At 53.1% G+C, this 16,886-nt stretch carries 20 protein-coding genes; 5 read left to right on the top strand and 15 right to left on the bottom strand.

Going from position 1 to position 16,886, the window contains the following annotated elements:
- Positions 1–42: 42 nt before the first annotated feature.
- From V9K92_RS18390 to V9K92_RS18375, 4 genes are all read right to left on the bottom strand, one after another.
- Positions 43–537, bottom strand: a complete 495-nt coding sequence (locus V9K92_RS18390) for an Lrp/AsnC family transcriptional regulator (protein WP_115052723.1) — start codon at positions 535–537, stop codon at positions 43–45.
- 109 nt (positions 538–646) lie between these two features.
- A complete protein-coding gene (locus V9K92_RS18385) occupies positions 647–1,267 on the bottom strand; it encodes a uracil-DNA glycosylase family protein (RefSeq protein WP_337354610.1) in 621 nt (206 codons plus the stop codon).
- Positions 1,268–1,282: 15 nt separating this feature from the next.
- Positions 1,283–1,894, bottom strand: a complete 612-nt coding sequence (locus tag V9K92_RS18380) for a glutathione S-transferase family protein (protein ID WP_337354609.1) — start codon at positions 1,892–1,894, stop codon at positions 1,283–1,285.
- Positions 1,891–2,451: a thermonuclease family protein gene (locus tag V9K92_RS18375; RefSeq protein ID WP_337354608.1), complete on the bottom strand. Its 561-nt coding sequence runs from the start codon at positions 2,449–2,451 to the stop codon at positions 1,891–1,893. Before V9K92_RS18375 ends, V9K92_RS18380 begins: the two co-directional genes overlap by 4 nt.
- Before the next feature lie 239 nt (positions 2,452–2,690).
- Between V9K92_RS18375 and V9K92_RS18370 the strand changes: the two genes are divergently transcribed.
- Together V9K92_RS18370 and V9K92_RS18365 are read left to right on the top strand one after the other, a co-directional pair.
- On the top strand, positions 2,691–4,214 hold the full coding sequence (locus V9K92_RS18370) for a sensor histidine kinase (RefSeq protein WP_307285800.1): 1,524 nt from the start codon (positions 2,691–2,693) through the stop codon (positions 4,212–4,214).
- A 90-nt stretch (positions 4,215–4,304) separates the two neighbouring features.
- The gene (locus V9K92_RS18365; protein ID WP_115052718.1) at positions 4,305–4,745 is read left to right on the top strand and encodes a DoxX family protein; all 441 of its coding nucleotides are present in this window, start codon (positions 4,305–4,307) and stop codon (positions 4,743–4,745) included.
- Between the two features lie 35 nt (positions 4,746–4,780).
- Here the strand turns inward: V9K92_RS18365 and cobT are convergent, their stop codons facing one another.
- Positions 4,781–5,800 carry a nicotinate-nucleotide--dimethylbenzimidazole phosphoribosyltransferase gene (gene cobT, locus V9K92_RS18360; RefSeq protein ID WP_115053267.1) on the bottom strand — a complete coding sequence of 340 codons (1,020 nt, stop codon included), beginning with the start codon at positions 5,798–5,800 and terminating at the stop codon, positions 4,781–4,783.
- Between the two features lie 122 nt (positions 5,801–5,922).
- Here cobT and V9K92_RS18355 point away from each other — a divergent pair, with 122 nt between their 5' ends.
- The 3 genes from V9K92_RS18355 to V9K92_RS18345 are packed head-to-tail and all read left to right on the top strand — an operon-like array spanning position 5,923 to position 7,645.
- A complete protein-coding gene (locus V9K92_RS18355) occupies positions 5,923–6,696 on the top strand; it encodes an adenosylcobinamide-GDP ribazoletransferase (RefSeq protein ID WP_337354607.1) in 774 nt (257 codons plus the stop codon).
- Between the two features lie 18 nt (positions 6,697–6,714).
- Complete coding sequence (locus tag V9K92_RS18350) at positions 6,715–6,942, top strand: DUF1289 domain-containing protein (RefSeq protein WP_336439873.1); 228 nt, start codon at positions 6,715–6,717, stop codon at positions 6,940–6,942.
- 1 nt (position 6,943) lies between these two features.
- The gene (locus V9K92_RS18345; RefSeq protein ID WP_115052715.1) at positions 6,944–7,645 is read left to right on the top strand and encodes a TIGR02281 family clan AA aspartic protease; all 702 of its coding nucleotides are present in this window, start codon (positions 6,944–6,946) and stop codon (positions 7,643–7,645) included.
- Here V9K92_RS18345 and dusA read toward each other — a convergent pair.
- The 10 genes from dusA to phnL all read right to left on the bottom strand — a co-directional run bounded on the left by dusA (position 7,642) and on the right by phnL (position 16,884).
- The gene (gene dusA / locus V9K92_RS18340; protein WP_337354606.1) at positions 7,642–8,646 is read right to left on the bottom strand and encodes a tRNA dihydrouridine(20/20a) synthase DusA; all 1,005 of its coding nucleotides are present in this window, start codon (positions 8,644–8,646) and stop codon (positions 7,642–7,644) included. The two genes, V9K92_RS18345 and dusA, sit on opposite strands and share 4 nt — an antisense overlap.
- 86 nt (positions 8,647–8,732) lie before the next feature.
- Positions 8,733–9,362 (bottom strand): phosphonate metabolism protein/1,5-bisphosphokinase (PRPP-forming) PhnN, encoded by a 630-nt coding sequence (gene phnN / locus V9K92_RS18335; protein ID WP_337354605.1) that lies wholly within the window; start codon positions 9,360–9,362, stop codon positions 8,733–8,735.
- Positions 9,362–10,501, bottom strand: a complete 1,140-nt coding sequence (locus tag V9K92_RS18330; protein ID WP_337354604.1) for an alpha-D-ribose 1-methylphosphonate 5-triphosphate diphosphatase — start codon at positions 10,499–10,501, stop codon at positions 9,362–9,364. The genes phnN and V9K92_RS18330 overlap by 1 nt, the downstream gene beginning before the upstream one ends.
- Position 10,502: 1 nt before the next feature.
- Positions 10,503–11,210 carry a DUF1045 domain-containing protein gene (locus tag V9K92_RS18325; protein WP_337354603.1) on the bottom strand — a complete coding sequence of 236 codons (708 nt, stop codon included), beginning with the start codon at positions 11,208–11,210 and terminating at the stop codon, positions 10,503–10,505.
- Between the two features lie 66 nt (positions 11,211–11,276).
- Positions 11,277–12,608: a phosphonate ABC transporter, permease protein PhnE gene (gene phnE, locus V9K92_RS18320; protein WP_337354602.1), complete on the bottom strand. Its 1,332-nt coding sequence runs from the start codon at positions 12,606–12,608 to the stop codon at positions 11,277–11,279.
- A complete protein-coding gene (gene phnE / locus V9K92_RS18315; RefSeq protein ID WP_307285829.1) occupies positions 12,605–13,573 on the bottom strand; it encodes a phosphonate ABC transporter, permease protein PhnE in 969 nt (322 codons plus the stop codon). The genes phnE (V9K92_RS18320) and phnE (V9K92_RS18315) overlap by 4 nt, the downstream gene beginning before the upstream one ends.
- Positions 13,574–13,643: 70 nt before the next feature.
- Positions 13,644–14,555, bottom strand: coding sequence for a phosphonate ABC transporter substrate-binding protein (phnD, locus tag V9K92_RS18310; protein WP_337354791.1), 912 nt, complete (start codon positions 14,553–14,555; stop codon positions 13,644–13,646).
- A gap of 78 nt (positions 14,556–14,633) precedes the next feature.
- A complete protein-coding gene (gene phnC / locus V9K92_RS18305; RefSeq protein ID WP_115052708.1) occupies positions 14,634–15,467 on the bottom strand; it encodes a phosphonate ABC transporter ATP-binding protein in 834 nt (277 codons plus the stop codon).
- Between the two features lie 95 nt (positions 15,468–15,562).
- Positions 15,563–16,177: a DapH/DapD/GlmU-related protein gene (locus V9K92_RS18300; RefSeq protein ID WP_115052707.1), complete on the bottom strand. Its 615-nt coding sequence runs from the start codon at positions 16,175–16,177 to the stop codon at positions 15,563–15,565.
- Entirely contained in the window at positions 16,174–16,884 is a 711-nt protein-coding gene (gene phnL / locus V9K92_RS18295) for a phosphonate C-P lyase system protein PhnL (protein WP_337354601.1), read from the bottom strand. Before phnL ends, V9K92_RS18300 begins: the two co-directional genes overlap by 4 nt.
- Positions 16,885–16,886: the final 2 nt, after the last annotated feature.

Raw genomic sequence — 16,886 nt, 5'->3', positions numbered from 1 at the left:
TTGGGTGGATCGGTTTTGGGTCCAGTATGGCCGGCGACCGCTCTAAATTCCTTCCCGGTTTTCGTTGAGGCCTTCGATCCTCATATAGTCCAGCGGCAATTCGGTGGTGTATTTGATCTGCTCCATGGCGAAGGCAGACGATACATCCCGAATGTCGATCTTGCTGATCAGGCGCTTATAGACGGCATCATAGGCCGCAATGTCCGGCACCACTACACGCAGCAGATAGTCGACATCGCCGCTCATGCGATAGAATTCGACCACCTCGGGAAACTCCTGCACCACTTCTGAAAAGCGCTTGAGCCATTCATTATTGTGCGCGCCCGTACGGATGGAAACGAATACCGTCACCCGCGTGTTCACCCGGACCGGATCAAGAATAGCGACCCGGCGCTGGATCACGCCATCTTCTTCAAGCTTCTGGATACGCCGCCAGCAAGGTGTCGTCGATAGTCCAACTTTCTTGGCAACATCCGCCACTGCCAGCGTGGCATCCTCCTGAAGAAGGCGAAGTATTTTTCTATCGAGTCTGTCCATGTTTGCTTACCCCTTGGAATGGGATACTTTATGAGCTGATTAACGGCCGTCGTACAAGAAAATTATTCCAATCTTTTTCAATTGTAAAAAAATTTCATCCGAAAATGGATCAAATTAGATTCTGAACCGTCTGCTGAAGCACGGGCAGAACATCTTGTGCGAACCAGGGATTCTTTTTCAACCAACCACTGTTGCGCCATGATGGATGAGGCAAAGGCAGGATTGCAGGAATTGTGTGGTCGTTAAAATATTCGCGCCAATTGCGCACCGTATCGGTCATGCTGGATTTGCGGCGCGAACCGAGATGATAGGCCTGCGCATATTGTCCAATGGTGAGGACCAATTTCACTTGCGGCATGGCTGCAAAAAGCCGGTCGTGCCAGACTTGGCGGCATTCCCGCCGGGGAGGCAAATCCCCGCCCTGCGCATCGTAGCCGGGAAAGCAAAATCCCATCGGAACAATGGCAAATTTATGCGGGTCATAAAAAGTTTCAGCGTCAACGCCCAGCCACTGACGTAACCGCACGCCGGATGGGTCGTTGAATGGAACACCGGTATTATGAACACGAATACCGGGAGCCTGCCCGCAGAGAATAATGCGCGCGACGGGCGACGGCACACAAACCGGGTTTGGTTCATGCGGCAAAGGCAAACCATATTGCGGATTGTCGCGGCAAATCCGGCAAGCCTTTATCGCCGCACTCAGATCATCCAAACCAATGGAACCCACCGCGAGCATCCAATATCAGGCCTTGGCGCTCGGACGGCTGGAAACCGCCTCATGCCAGCGTTTCAAGTTCTGGAACTCGTCAGGCATGGTTATCTTGGCGGGTTTCAGAAAGTCGACACTGACAAGCAATGTTATATCGGCAATTGAAAAATGTTCTCCGGCGATGAATGTATTGGTTGCCAATTGCTCATCCAGCAAAGCCATGAACTTCACGGCTTTGGGCCGGTTTGCCTCACCCCATTCCGGAACTTGCGGGACTTCCCATTCCGCCATGGCCGGGTGCGTGTGCCGGAAGGCCGCCGAGACTGGCCCAAAAAAATTCAGTTCAACGCGGCGATTCCACATTTCGACACGTGCCTTGCCGAGTGCTCCCTGACCAAAAAGGGCTGGTTCCGGATGCAGCTCTTCAAAATATCGGCAGATCGCAACGGATTCAGTAATGACCGTACCATTATCAAGTTCGAGAATTGGCAACCTTTGCAAAGGGTTGAGTGATTGTATTTCGCTCGATCGATGGCCCAAAGCACCCATGTCGACTGGCACAAGCGGTATATTCAGTCCTTTTTCGGCCAGAAATATGCGCGTGCGTCTCGGGTTGGGCGCGCGACCTCCATCATATAATTTCACCAGATACCTCCCAATAATCCAACAACCCATGCGATGACAGTATCAATCGCTTCGGCGACGACGTTTCGCTCAGGTGGCGATGTTTCGGTAACACCATCATGCGTTCTGCGCCAATCCTGTGGTGTTTCAAATGCGTCGACCCATATGCCAACCCTGCGTCCACGGGCGAGCAATTCCGCATCGCGATAATCGCCATAGGCTATAGCCTGGCCCGTTTCGACCATAATACGGTTGACGTTAATTTGGCCAGCAAAACAGGTTGCCAGAAAGCGATCAAACTTGTCGCGCCCCTGTCCCTCACAACGCACGTCCGTCCTGGCAACGAGCTTTTGCAGAGCTTGCCGGGCGATCTGCCCGCAATTGCGTAGCGATGGCTGCCTGCCGCAGGTTTGATCAAGCTCCGGAGCGTCGATACCCTTTAGCCGAATATGCTGTTTCGAGATTATCAGCGTATCTCCGTCAATCACGTAGGCATTACCGGAAAGGTCAATGGCCGGTGGTCTTTGATCAATGCGCGCTATGAGCAACGCTACCAATCCGAAGAAAATAAGCGTCAAGCAGATATCGAAAAATTTGCGAATGGCCGAGCGTGGCGCCGTTCGGTTTACAGACCATCGTCGAGAGGTGCGAAACCGCCCTCTCACGGCCTGCCCGCTTGATAAAGTTGTTTCATACTTACCTTTATCGCCAAGAATAGATTCGCTTTCTTACCGCAATCTACGCCGCTTTAATCATTTATGAACGGGCTTGCGGTGCAATGCAGCCACTGGACGGTTTATCACCGGGAATGAGGCTTATGGCACTACTAGACGCAAGCCATGCAGACAAGAACATAGTTGACCGGCGCAAGCAGCCGCGCAACCGCGATATGTCTGTGGTTGTTCGCAGCGCCCGGGAACGCCTCATGCAGCGGCCAAAAACAGAGCATTTCGAGCGGGAATTGCTGTTCATGCACACGCGCGCGTTGATCATCAACGCCGCCACTATTCCCTTGCTTATAGCTATCGTCACCGTAACCAGCATTTTTGCCGGGTTCGGCCAGCAAATGATTATCTGGGCGTGCTTCAGCATTTGCCTTTACGCCCTGCTTGGCTTGCTCGCACGCCAGATCAATAGAACCAGCATTAGCGACGGTCACATTCACCAATGGCATCTTGTCTATCTGCTTGGCCACTTTGTGACGGGCATTGGCTGGACATATTTCATATTCCTCCAATGCGAAGTCTGCGGCATCAGCCAGTTTTCGATTATCAAAGCGGTGGTTCTCATTCTCGCAATGGCGATTACCGCCGTGTTTTCTTCCGCTCTGCGCTTGGCTGTACCGATTGCATTTACCCTCCCTATCCTCGCCTATATAAGCGCCGTATCGGATAGTCTTGGCGATCCTGCTCAGGCGACAATGGTTGTAATGCTGCTGGCGGGCCTGACGTTTTTCTATCTGGTTGCCACGCGCCTCAATTATTCAGTTGTTCTCACTTTGGCACTTCAGGCGGAAAAAGATGCACTGATCGCCGAACTTGAAACTGCCAATGCCATGTCTGACGAAGGAAGACGGCGCGCAGAGGAGGCAAATCTTGCAAAATCACGCTTCCTTGCCTCAATGAGTCACGAACTCCGCACGCCGCTCAATGCAATACTTGGCTTTTCGGAAGTCATGGTCAGGGAAGTATTGGGACCGATCGAAAACGCCACATATCGGGAATATGCCAGCGATATTCACGCTTCAGGTGAACACCTTCTCAATCTTATCAATGAGATTTTGGATTTAAGCCGCGTTGAAGCAGGTCGTCACACGCTCAGTGAAGATGCGGTAATGCTGACAGAAATTGCCGATGAGTGCATTCGCATGATGTCTTTGAAAGCGCGTAACAAGGAAATTACGCTCATTGCACAATTCGAATCCGGCATGCTCCCCATGATGGGCGACGAACGCTCCTTGCGGCAAATACTGCTCAATCTCATGGCTAACGCAGTCAAGTTTACGCCGTCAAAAGGAAAGGTCTACGTGAAGATCGGTTGGACCGCCGGCGGCGGTCAATATCTTTCAGTTCGCGACACCGGGCCGGGCATACCCGCCGATGAAATTCCCATTGTCTTGTCCGCTTTTGGGCAGGGATCGATTGCCATAAAGACTGCCGAGCAGGGAACAGGCCTTGGACTACCCATCGTTCAAGCGTTGGTTCACGTCCACGATGGCGAGTTCCATCTCTTCTCCAAGCTTCGCGAGGGAACCGAAGCGCTCGCAACTTTTCCACGAAGCCGCATCGCCACATCTGCCGGGAAGAACAAGACTTCGTCACAGTCCCAAAAAGCTGCCTAGAAGACTCCACTTCAACTTATTGTTATTTGATAGTGGGTTAGCGGGCCTGCATTGCTTGCTGCATTGCAACAATTCGGGGACCCGAAATTAATGGCCGTCAATAACCGCCCACTTTTCATACCAGCGCTAGGCTCAATCTATTCAAATTTCGGCACGCTCGCCGAAACGCTGTTGCGTGTAACGGCTGGCGCTTTGCTCGTCGTTCACGGCTCAGGCAAGATCGCCGCTCCATTCGGCTCTGTCGAAATGGTCGAAAGCCTCGGCTTTTATCCCGGTGTCTTCTGGTCGCCGCTCTTGGCGATAACGGAATTTTTCGGCGGTATTCTGCTGGTTCTCGGCTTGTTTACCCGTCCGGCAGCTTTTGCAACGACCATCGTTTTGATCGTAACCGTCTATTTCCATTGGGTTACTGCCGGGCAAGGATTCTTTGGCGCGGAAAAATCCATTCTCTGGACATTCGTCCTGTTGTTTTTCCTCTTCCGTGGCGCCAACGCTCATTCGGTCGACGCCAAGATCGGCAAAGAGTTCTGATTGAAAGGCCCGTTTCGGCGGGCCTTTTCCATCAATTAATCGCGATTGCTGATGCCTGCCTGCTCAAATGTCGCCATGCCACTATGGCAAAGCGCTGCAGCCTTGACGATCCCTGCCGCAAGCGCAGCACCTGTGCCCTCACCCAATCTCATGCCCAGATCGAGAAGCGGCTTCTTCCCAAGCCGCTCAAGCACCTTGTGATGGCCAGGCTCGGCCGACACATGGCCGATCAGGCAATGATCAATCGCCTCGGGATTGGCGGTATGTAGAATTGCAGCCGCAGCGGTGGCTACATAGCCATCAATAATGACCGGTATTTTCTCAACGCGCGTCGCCAGGATCGCGCCCACCATGGCCGCCACTTCACGACCGCCAAGACGGCGCAACACCTCCAGCGGATCCTTGAGATGCGATCCATGCAAAGCGACCGCAGCACGTACGGCATCGGCTTTGCGCTTCATTCCCTCCCTGTCGGACCCGGTGCCCGGACCAACCCAATCTTCCGCCGCCCCGCCATAAAGCGCGTGGAAAATCGCGGCAGCGATTGTAGTATTACCAATTCCCATTTCGCCAATGCAAAGCAGATCAGTACCGCCTGCAATCGATTCCATGCCGAATGCCATGGTTGCGGCGCAGGTCTTTTCGTCCATCGCGGCATCTTCAGTGATATCGGCGGTTGGATATTCCAGCGCTAGATCAAAGATTTTCAAGCCGAGATCATTGGCAATGCAAATCTGGTTGATAGCAGCGCCGCCAGCAGCAAAATTTTCAACCATTTGGGCCGTTACAGACGATGGATATGGTGAAACGCCTTTTGCGGTAACACCGTGATTTCCGGCAAAAACAGCAACCAATGGCCGCGTCACCTGCGGCTGCGACCTTCCTGTCCATGCTGCAAGCCACTCAACAATTTCTTCAAGACGCCCCAGCGCGCCCGGCGGTTTGGTCAACATGGAGTCGCGTTTGCGAACGACTGCAACAGCCGCGTCATCCGGGCCAGGCAAAGTTTCGATAAGGGTGCGGAAGTCGTCAAATGGCAGGCCAGTGGTCATGATGTTCCTTGCGGTCAACTCTTCATGGCAAATCAGATTTACCCGTCCTATAAGCGCTGTATGGGAAAACGCAAAGGTCAACGTTCGGCGCAGAGTGTCGCGACCTGTCAACCAAGGTGTGCAACATGGACTTGATCACAGATATGATGCGCTCGCTGGCATTTCTTTCTCGTATAAGCGTCGCGTCAAGCTGGTTCGATAGATTTAGCGGGAAGCTGGCAGACAGTGTGCGCGGGTTTCCCTTGGCTGGAGTCGTTCTGTCTTTGCCGGCCGTAATAATCATTCTGATTTGCAAAGCCTTTGACCTTCCAGAGAGTATTAGCGCAATCCTTGTTGTCACGGCGCTGATCGTGACCACCGGCGCACTGCATGAAGACGGCTTGGCAGATGTGGCTGATGGCTTTTTTGGCGGCGCGACCGCGGAACGCCGCCTGGAGATCATGAAAGACTCCAGCAACGGTTCCTATGGCACATTGGCACTGATTCTGACGATCTTGCTGCGGATAGCGCTACTTGCAACCATCATTGATGAAGTCAGTCTGTTTCAAGTCGTTCTTATCGTGATCGGAACGGAAGCTGCCAGCCGCGGATTATTGGTAAAATTCTGGCAAATCCTGCCCTCGGCGCGAAATGGTGGCGTTGCTGACAGAGCCGGAATACCCGATGCATCAGCAGCCAATTTCGCACTCATTTCTGCCAGCCTTATCGGGGTCATCACATTCGGTATTGCTGGCGGGCTTTTGGCGATTATCCTTGCTGCCGCTTTAACTACTCTGGTATTTTTCGGGTTCAGCAGATTGTGCCGGGATAAAATTGGCGGGCAAACTGGCGATACGCTGGGAGCCATACAGCAATTGACCGCAATTACGCTGCAGCTTGGGCTTGTCATTGCCCTCTAATCACACCAGATTTGCTGTATGAGTATTGAGTCACCCTGTATTCTCGTATGCGCGATCGACATAAAGACCGGCTATTGTTTCGGCTGTGGACGTACGCGCGATGAAATCGCCGGATGGATGATGATGTCTGCGGATAATCGCCACTCCATCATGGCCACGCTCCCTGCCCGACTCGCGACGCTGGAACGGCGCCCGCGCCGGGAAACCCGTCGCACTCGCATGGCGCGGGAAAGGCAGGAGCAATAGAATGCGTGTGTTTTGGATCGCCATCGCTCTTATCGGCATTGTCCTGTTGCTACTGGTAACAAACAATGATGCGGGCTCGACATTCGGCATTGCCAATGATTCATTCGCGCGCCTGGCCTATTTTGGCATATTGGGCGTTGTTGTCGGGTCTGCGCTATTGGGTTCTGGAATTCCGCTCAGCCATTCCTTGCGCAACCTCGCCGTATGGATCGTTATTATTCTCACCCTCGTGACCGGATACCAATATCGCTATGAATTGCAGGATGTTGGCCATCGTATTACCGCGGGCCTGATACCCGGCAGCCCGATTTCCATGCGGGATGGAGATGGACTGGTTTCTGTAACGCTGGCCAAGGCAGAAAACGGGCACTTCGAAGTGCGCGGACAGGTTAATGGCGAAACCGTACCCTTCATGATTGACACCGGCGCGTCGTCCATCGTGCTTTCGGCAGATGATGCACGCAGAGCGGGTATCGATCCGGATAAACTTAACTACAGCACGCCCGTTATGACGGCTAACGGCCTTGCAAATGCTGCAAACATCACAATCGACAGTATAAAAATTGGCGATATCGAGCGGCGGAATATGCGCGCCATGGTAACGCAAGATGGCCGTATGGACGGCAGCTTGCTTGGCATGAACTTTCTTAACACACTCAGTGGTTTTTCAGTTCGGGGGGACCGGCTGGTCCTGACTGATTAGGCCGCTTTTTCGATGGCAGCATTCTGAACAGCCGCATAGGCGCGGCGTACGACATTGCTGGTCGCACCTGTCTGATTGGCTTCTGTTGACAAGATTTGCCGCCAGCGCCGCGCACCGGCAGCGCCATGAAACAGCCCGACCATATGGCGCGCTATGTGAGACAATCGCCCGCCAGCCGCTATATGCCTATCCGCATAATGGCACATATAATCAATAATGGCATCGATCGACGCCGGGCCGTTCTCATTGCCGTAAATGGCAGTATCAACTTCAGCGAGCATCATCGGGTTATGATAGACAGCCCGGCCGAGCATCACGCCATCAACATGATTCAAATGCTGAAGGCCTTCGCCGATGGTCTGAATACCGCCGTTTATCCCAATGAATTGATTCACATATTGCTGCTTAAGCCGGTAGACGCGATCATAGTCCAATGGCGGAATATCGCGGTTTTCCTTTGGCGAAAGCCCCTTCAACCAAGCCTTGCGGGCATGAACCCACAGAGCATCGGCACCAGCGTCGAACACGGCTTTCGCCAAATTGTTCAACGCCATCTCTGTATCCTGATCATCGACACCAATGCGGCACTTAACGGTAACCGGGACATCGACCGCCCGCTTCATGGCAAGAACGGCCTGCGCAACGATCTCCGGGGTTTTCATAAGGCAAGCGCCAAATGTTCCCGATTGAACCCGGTCTGAAGGGCAGCCTACGTTCAGGTTGATTTCCACATATCCCATTGCTTCGCCAATGCGAGCAGCTTCCGCCAGCTTGGCAGCGTCAGAGCCACCCAGTTGCAACGCAACCGGCTGTTCCTCATTCGCAAAACCCAGTATCCGCTCCCGATCTCCGTGGATGGCAGCATCGGCAACGATCATCTCGGTATAAAGCAGAGAATAGCGCGTGAACTGGCGATGCAGAGTCCGGCAATGCCTGTCTGTCCAGTCGATCATCGGCGCTACCGCGAAGCGGTTGGCGCCATAAGCACTGCTAACTGGCATTTTTTTCGCTGTCTGGTTTCGGATATGTTGTTATGCCTTCACATAATATCCCGAGGCACAATTGTCCACTCCAGCAGCTGTGTGGCTCAAACCTGTTCGGAGATTGCGGCTTTCACCGCCATCTTTCTCAGCAGCGCAACGAATTCGCCTCCGGCTTTTGCCACGTCCCCGGAATTGTCAATCATGATGGCGTCCAAAGGATCGCAAGGATTTGCACCAGCCCGCATCAAGCGACGTTGAATTTCGTCGGCACTTTCCCTGCCTCGCGCCGCGAGCCGCTTAGCCAACACCTCGTGCGAAGCCGTAATGTGGACTACGGCAAAATTTGCGTAGGTCGCACGAAGCTTCGGAACGATACCGCGCGAAACATTTGCTATTGCGACAGCGCCCAGCCGGATTTCATCATGGACGGATTTAGGCAAACCATAGCATAGGCCATGCGCTTCCCACTGATGCGAAAAAGCACCCGATTGCAACGCCTTCGAGAACTCCGCCTCACTCAACGTATCATGATCCTCCGCATCGACGGACGATGGGCGAGTTACCACGCGGCGTACAAAATGAAATCCCGGCTCATCTTTTAACACCATTCGAGCATAGTCGATAATGGTATCCTTACCGGCACCACTTGGACCGACGACCGCAACAAATACGCCGTTTTGAACGTAGTCAGCTGCAGGGTCAAGCAAGCGCTCTATTGAAGCAGAAGCTGTCATCACACCACTCTTCGGCCTTCGCGCCATACTGTACGCACCACCGGGATGTGCTCATCGACGCGAACGCGAACAAGATCCGCGCGCTTGCCAATCTCGATGACACCACGATCTTCGAACCCTACGGCCTTGGCCGGATTTCTGGTCACAAGCTGGATAGCCTCGGGAAGCGTAATATTATCGACAGTCTCGCTCATGAAGAATGTCGATTGGATAAGGCTGAACGGAATGTAATCCGACGAGAGGATATCCAGATATCCATGCTCGGCAAGCTCTCGCGCCGAAACATTGCCCGAATGCGAACCGCCGCGAACAACATTCGGCGCGCCCATCAGCACTGAAAGACCCGCCTGTTTGGATGCAGCTGCGGCTTCAAGAGTCGTTGGAAACTCGGCAACCTGAATACCCTGCTCGACCGCCTCATCAACATGCGCGCCCGTCGCATCGTCATGACTGGCAAGAACGATACCGTGGTCACGGCAAAAATCTGAAATAGCTTTGCGGTTGGGACCGGAATTCGTCGCAGATTGCGCCATCCGCTTTTCGCAGAATGCATTAAACTCAACATCGGATAATTTCAGCTTACGCTGGTAGTAGGTTGCGTAGGTCTCAAGATTGACAAACTGCCTCTGACCCGGTGCGTGATCCATGAGCGAAGCGAGACGAACCCGGTTGTCATTTTCGAAAAATGCAAATCCATCCAGGCAGTCAGCCGCCGACACCTCGCAGCGCAGATGAAAATAGTGATCAGCGCGCAGGCGATCCTGCTGCACACTGTCTTCTATTGCATCCGCCAGCTTACGGATTTCCTGCGGTGTCATTTCGGCATCTTCATCCATACCGACGCGCAAGGCATCGAGCACGGTGGTGATACCCGATGTGGCAATCTGCGCATCATGGGCTAGAACGGAAGCAATAGGATTCCAGCGGACCTTGGGGCGCGGCATGTAATGGCCTTCAAGATGGTCCGTGTGCAGCTCAATCAGCCCAGGAATAAGATAGTCGCCTTCGAAATCTTCCCCGCCCGATGTGGAGGTGTTCGAAATATCGGCGATTTTTCCGTCGCGGATAAGGACGGAACCGGGAATTACTTCATTCTCCAGAACGATTTTGGCGTTGTTCAATACAAGTTCGGCGGACATTTCAAGCGGTCTTTCTTATGTTCGTTCCTGCCAAGGGATGCAGGGAATGTACTTCGAATGGGGCACCGGGCTCCGCCTCGATAAACAATGCGATATTGTTGATCTCAACAGGCTCTTCGAGAACAGGCTCCAGAAATTCGCTCAGCATTTGAGCGATCTTTTCCCGGTCTTGCTCCGCAACGGGATTGGTAAGCGTCATGTGAAAACGGAAATCATCGAACACATAAGGATACCCCCACTGTTCAAGATTACGCCGCTCCGAAACACTCATTTTCTCAGGATTTCGCCTTGCGATTTCCGCCACGCTGGGCGGCGCGCGAAAACGATCAAATGCAACAACAATATCATTGGCCAACTGGTTTAGCTTCGCCACGGGTTCTTCAGGAACCAGAGCAAAGAAACCGTCAAGATTTGCGATCTTCAGCTTGGGAATCTCTACCGGTCGCATGGAGGACGCAAAATGCATCAAGGCGGACAGAAGCTCCCGTTCCTCCACCCCTTCGGTCAGATGAAAGGGTGCCTTGAGCGTTGCATGGAACCCATAACGCCGGGCGGATTCCGTAAGCTTCGTTACTTCCTCATGCGCCAGGTTGCGAATTTGTGGCGGACGCACCGGCTGCCCGGTAAAGGCATTCCGGCCAAGCCAGTTAGCCGCCACTTTCAACAATGGATCGCTGGAAGGCGGTGTAAAATAAATCGCATAGCGCATTTTGATTCCTCCGGAGCAGTGTCGCGTTACGCTCCGATTATGACAAGCCTTTGAACGTCGCCAATTTCATTGTTGCTTTCCCATCAGGCGGGAGCGCAGTGCATTGGAAATGCTATCAAAGATAAAGATCACCGCGAGGATAAGCACGACCATATAGGCAACATTATGCCAATTGGTATTGGTGCGCATCGCCTCCCAAAGTTTCAGTCCGATACCACCTGCGCCAACCGCACCGATAATGGTGGCCGACCGTGTGTTTGACTCCCAGAAATAAAGCGCTTGGCTGGCGAAAACCGGCAATACCTGCGGTAAGACGCCATACCGCTGAACATTTACGGGCGCCGCCCCAACAGATTTGACGCCTTCGCGCTGCTTGTCATCAATGTTTTCCAGCGTTTCGGAATAAACTTTTCCGAGCGTACCCGTATCGGTGAAAAAGATAGCGGAAATACCGGCAAGCGGTCCCGGACCAAAGGCGCGCGTAAAGAACAATGCCCAGATCAGCATATCGACCGAACGGAGAAAATCGAAAAACCGCTTTGTGATCTGATTTGCAAAGAAGTTCGGCATGATATTGCGTGCGGCTATGAAGGCCAACGGGAACGACACAAGCGTTGCAAGCAAGGTCCCGACAAATGCCATGACAATGGTCTGCATGAGCTTGGTCCAGACATCGCCATGCTGCCAGGAGGAGTTGTACCAGATATTGTCGAATGCCAGCTCGGCATTGGACATTTCCGGCTTTATACGCTCGCCGCTGACAATCATGGATGCGACTTCGCCAAGGGATTTGTTCCAGAAGGGCGAAGCGGTATCGAAGACAAAATTCGCCCAGCCGAAGAAACGTCGGCTGACAACGACCCGCTCTGGAATAATATCGGCGGTTCCGGCAAAGCCGAAATTGACCGTGACCTGATCTTCCTTGAGCGATGCCCAATCAGGCAAAGCTCCCTGAGGTTTGGCACCATCGGGCTCAATGAGCACGAGGAGTTTCTCACTGCCGCGCGTAGCGATAACCTGTGTCGGGGTGATCTGAAGCGACTTACCCGTGCCGAATGTTATCGTGACATCATTGCCTTGCTTGATCGCCCAATCCGGCTTCGGATTGTCGCCAAGCTCGGAAAAGCGCGGATAGCTGATAGTTGTCCCTTCAGCGCCCATACGGACTGTTGTGCGGATCGCATAAGACACCCAGTCGCGAGCATAAATTTCAGCCCGCTGCCATTGGCCTGATGCAAGCACCGTGCCGATGGAAAAAAACCACCAGCAATAGATAACATAAAGCACCACACCAGCCCCTATAATCAAGGGCATGAAGCGCTTCAAAATCGAAGGGTTGAATACATCGGGATAGCGGGCTTCGAAGTCAGCAACATTCAGGGAGGTTATAGCGCTCATGACTGTTTGCCTCCGAAAGCGAAAGCCTGATTGCCAACAAGGCGTCGCCGGAGCCAGGCAGAAAATTGATCGACGGCGATAATCGTTGCCAAAAGCAGCAATATGATTGCCAGTGTCTTTGCTTGATGACCACGCCCGATGGAAAGGCGCAATTCTTCACCAATGCCCCCGCCACCAACCGCACCGATGATTGTGGAGGCACGCACATTGATTTCCAAACGCAACAAAGCATAGGACATGAAATTCGGCATGACTTGTGGGACAATTCCAAAGCCAACTCGCTCGAACCAATTGGCACCAGCTGCGCGCAGGCCTTCATCTGCCTTCATGTCAGCATTCTCGACAACTTCGAAGAATAGCTTGCCAAGCGCACCGATGGTGTGAATGCCGACGGCGAACATAGCGGGTATAGGCCCCAGCGAAAGAATCGCGGCGAAGAACCCAGCGATGACTATCTCGGGAAAGGCGCGCAGAATTTCCATATAGCGACGCGCGGCAAACCTTATCAGCTTGCTCTTCACAAGGTTTTTGGCCGCAAGAAAACAAAGAAGGAAACCGAAAAACGCTCCCACCAATGTCGAGATGATCGCGATATTGAGCGTCTCCAGCATTTTGTAGAAATATTCGGGAATGTAGAGCCCACTGAAAATGTAAACCCGGCCCTCCGGGTAGTCGAATTTCAAGCTTCCATCGAAATAGGGTGATGGCAGATCGAACAAGGCGCGCCAGACTTCCCACCCATCGCGCGGAATCAAATCCCCAGCGAAATCGAAGAAATGTGGCAGCCGGTCAAAGAACTTGCCCGCATTTGACTCGTTTGCAAACCAAAGCGAACCCGAAACAGCAATGAGCAAGCCAATGCCGATCAACCAGGAATATGCACGGCGACGGCTGGCAAGTTCTTGCCAATGACGCTCGATCTCTATTCCTTCAGGCGTTAGTTCTGTCGAATTGGCGCGGCTCATGGGCTTATCCTTCCAGAGCATAAAAAATCACGGCCAGATCAAGTGATCTGGCCGTGAAAGGGTGATTAAATTAACCGCCGACCTGCGCCTTACGAGCGTCAATGATGGGTTGGTAGAATTCAGTGTTTACCTCTGTGTAGCCTTTGAAATCGCCGCCCATCGTTGCTGCAAAGCAGGCTGGATCTGACTTTGGAAGTTCCATCATGAAGTTTTTAAACTTTGTCTTCATGTCGCTGTCTAGCGAAGTACGGACGACTATCGGGCCATTTGGAATCAATGGTGACTTCCACAATTCCACAAAATCCTTCATGTCGATAATGCCCTTATCGACCATCTTGCGCAAATTGCCGGAGGTATAGCCTTCATCGAACTTGCCAACACCCGAACCGAAAGTCGTACCAGCATCAAACTTGCCATCTTTGACAGCAAGCACAAGATTTTCGTGTCCGCCACCAAAGCCGGTTTCGCTGAAGTAATCCTTCACGGAGGTCTTGATGTCTTTTGGCAGAGCCGTAACTGGAACAAGATAACCGGAGGTTGAGTCTGGATCAGCAAAACCCAGCTTTTTACCCTTCATGTCGGCTAACGTCTTGATGCCGCTATCTTTGCGGGCAACCATGATCGAATAATAGCCGGTGGCGCCGTCTGTCTGGACTGTTGTCAGGATTGGTTCAACAGCCTTCGGGTTTGCGAGATAGATTTTTGCGAAACCAGATGCGCCAAGCTCTGCATAATCCAACGTACCGCCGAGCAAGCCCTGGATAACGCCATCATAGTCCGTAGCAGGAAATAGTTTGACGTTCTTTACGCCAAGTACCTTTGGCAGCTGGTCTACAATGCACTGATAATTGCGCAGGCGATCAGCTTCATTCTCACCGCCGATAATGCCAACGCGGAATGTTTCGAGGTTTTCTGCACGAGCCATCGAACCGGCAAGCATTGCGCCGATTGCGATCGCACCAAGAAGGGCTTTTTTGAGCAACATTGGTCTCTCCTGTCAAACGTCTGTTTGAGTTTGTGATCTGTTCATGGTTGCCCGTGACGTGGGCTAGACGATCTCTCAGCGAGCGGCCAGAATAGCCTCAAGCTCGGGAATGGGTTTTGGCGCGCCGCGCGAAATACTGGTCGATGTAATAGCTTCTGAAAATGCGTCCTTGAGGCCGTCAGCACCGTAAATCCGGCGGGCAGCCATTTCCGTCAGGTCGTCCGGCCCGCCATCGAATACGATTTTGCCTCCTTGCATACCGATGATCCGCTGGCAAAAATGACGCGCCGTATCGAGCGTATGCAGATTGGTTATGACCGTAAGGCCCTCGCGCTCATTGATATCACGCAGTGATTCCATAACCACTTGCGCATTGCGCGGGTCCAGCGAGGCGATAGGCTCATCCGCCAGAATGACTTTGGGATTCTGCATCAAGGCGCGGGCGATAGCGACACGCTGCTGCTGGCCGCCGGAAAGCGTGCCGGCGCGCTGCAGGGCCGTCTTTGCAATATCCAACCGCTCAAGCGCGGCTATGGCCATGGCGCGTTCTTCACGCGAAAAAATGCCCAGAAGGCTTTTGATTGTCGAACGGTGATTGAGGCGCCCAAGCAGAACATTGGTAAGCACATCAAGACGCGGCACAAGATTGAATTGCTGGAAAATCATTGCGCAATCACGCTGCCAGTTGCGCAGATTGCTGCCACGCAATTTGGCAACATCCGTGCCTTCAAAAATGATGGCACCTTCCGACGGATCGATCAGCCGGTTGATCATGCGCAGCAGCGTTGATTTACCCGCTCCCGACCGGCCAATAATGCCAACCATCTGACCCTGCGGAATTTCTACATTGACGTTGTCTATGGCGATATTATTGCCAAAGCGCCGCGTCACGTTTTCGATTTTCAGCATCAATTAACCTCTGTTGGCGTCAGCCTGTGGTAGAGGGTTTATGTGAACCTGCAATGGCAGTTTTGTCTCAGTTTCGTGACAACTTTGGGCTGTATCTAAACGTGATGTTTTTCCAGGAATTCCTGGATCTCCAATGTGCGGAAATCATCCAGCCCAGCACGTAATTTTGCGTGATCCCAATCCCACCAGGCCAACCTTTGCAGACGCTCCGCAGTATGGGGATCAAATCGGTCCCGGATTTTTTTGGCCGCAACACCGCCAACAATTGTGTAGGGCGCAACATCCTTCGAGACGACGGCTCCAGCACCGATAACCGCCCCGTCACCAACAGTCACTCCGGGCAGGATTGTTGATCCGTGACCGATCCACACATCGTGCCCAATGGTGACAAGATTTGACCGACGCCATTCAAAAAACTCGTCGTCGACTCCCGCATCATCCCAATATTCGGCGGAACGATAGGTGAAATGATGCAGTGTCGGACGCCATGTCGGGTGGTTGGTCGCGTTGATACGAACGCTGGCTGCAATATTGGCGAATTTGCCAATCTTCGCACACCAGACCGCGCCATCCTGCATAATGTAGGAATAGTCGCCGAGCGTAGCTTCGCTTATGCGGCAACGCTCGGAAACTTCCGTGTAACGGCCCAGCGTGGAATCCTGAACCGTTGCGGTTTCATGCACCAAAGGTATTTCAGACAGACGACTCATGCGGCCGCTCCGGTTTGAGCCGAAAACGCCGTGACATCGATAATCCTGTCAGCGACTGCTTCGCGCACATCGTCATCGTGGAAGATGCCAAGCATGGCGACGCCCGCATTTTTCTTGTCGCGGATCATTGAAACCACCACATCGCGGTTTCTGGCATCGAGTGACGCCGTAGGCTCATCAAGCAACAAAATGGGATGATCCGTGATAAAGCCCCGAGCGATATTAACGCGCTGCTGCTCACCACCCGAAAATGTCGCCGGCGGCAATGACCACAACCGTTCCGGCAAATTAAGCCCCGCGAGAAGAGCGGCTGCCTTTGCGCGCGCTTCATCGCGATCAATGCCGCGTGCCACTAATGGCTCAGCTACAACATCAAGGGCAGAAACGCGCGGCACAGTGCGCAGAAACTGGCTTACATAGCCAATCAGATCGCGTCGAATGCCAAGCATTGTGCGCGCGTCTGCCGCCGCAACATCAACCAACCTGTCCCGGTAAGGCACGATGATTTGGCCGGTATCGGCAGCATAATTGCCATAGATCATCTTGAGAATCGAGCTTTTACCCGCACCGGAAGGACCACCCAGCACGGCGCATTCCCCTGCTTTAATGGAGAAGGAAACATTGGCCACAACCGGCAAGCAAATGCCGTCACGCAAATGCATGGTGAAGCTCTTGGCAACATCGGAAACAACGAGAGGTGTCGGCATGG

Origin of the sequence: Phyllobacterium sp. CCNWLW109 (assembly GCF_037203905.1) — a bacterium.
Taxonomy (GTDB): Bacteria; Pseudomonadota; Alphaproteobacteria; order Rhizobiales; family Rhizobiaceae; genus Phyllobacterium; species Phyllobacterium ifriqiyense.
This window is presented reverse-complemented; position numbering and strand designations above follow the sequence as displayed.

Coding starts and splice junctions, on each gene's coding strand:
- dusA (WP_337354606.1), bottom strand. CDS start 8,646: ATGCCAGTTAGCAGTGCTTATGGCGCCAACCGCTTCGCGGTAGCGCCG.
- V9K92_RS18300 (WP_115052707.1), bottom strand. CDS start 16,177: ATGAGTCGTCTGTCTGAAATACCTTTGGTGCATGAAACCGCAACGGTT.
- phnE (WP_337354602.1), bottom strand. CDS start 12,608: ATGAGCGCTATAACCTCCCTGAATGTTGCTGACTTCGAAGCCCGCTAT.
- V9K92_RS18390 (WP_115052723.1), bottom strand. CDS start 537: ATGGACAGACTCGATAGAAAAATACTTCGCCTTCTTCAGGAGGATGCC.
- V9K92_RS18355 (WP_337354607.1), top strand. CDS start 5,923: ATGGACTTGATCACAGATATGATGCGCTCGCTGGCATTTCTTTCTCGT.
- V9K92_RS18345 (WP_115052715.1), top strand. CDS start 6,944: ATGCGTGTGTTTTGGATCGCCATCGCTCTTATCGGCATTGTCCTGTTG.
- phnC (WP_115052708.1), bottom strand. CDS start 15,467: ATGCTGAAAATCGAAAACGTGACGCGGCGCTTTGGCAATAATATCGCC.
- V9K92_RS18365 (WP_115052718.1), top strand. CDS start 4,305: ATGGCCGTCAATAACCGCCCACTTTTCATACCAGCGCTAGGCTCAATC.
- phnN (WP_337354605.1), bottom strand. CDS start 9,362: ATGACAGCTTCTGCTTCAATAGAGCGCTTGCTTGACCCTGCAGCTGAC.
- V9K92_RS18325 (WP_337354603.1), bottom strand. CDS start 11,210: ATGCGCTATGCGATTTATTTTACACCGCCTTCCAGCGATCCATTGTTG.
- V9K92_RS18330 (WP_337354604.1), bottom strand. CDS start 10,501: ATGTCCGCCGAACTTGTATTGAACAACGCCAAAATCGTTCTGGAGAAT.
- phnL (WP_337354601.1), bottom strand. CDS start 16,884: ATGCCGACACCTCTCGTTGTTTCCGATGTTGCCAAGAGCTTCACCATG.
- V9K92_RS18350 (WP_336439873.1), top strand. CDS start 6,715: ATGAGTATTGAGTCACCCTGTATTCTCGTATGCGCGATCGACATAAAG.
- phnE (WP_307285829.1), bottom strand. CDS start 13,573: ATGAGCCGCGCCAATTCGACAGAACTAACGCCTGAAGGAATAGAGATC.
- V9K92_RS18370 (WP_307285800.1), top strand. CDS start 2,691: ATGGCACTACTAGACGCAAGCCATGCAGACAAGAACATAGTTGACCGG.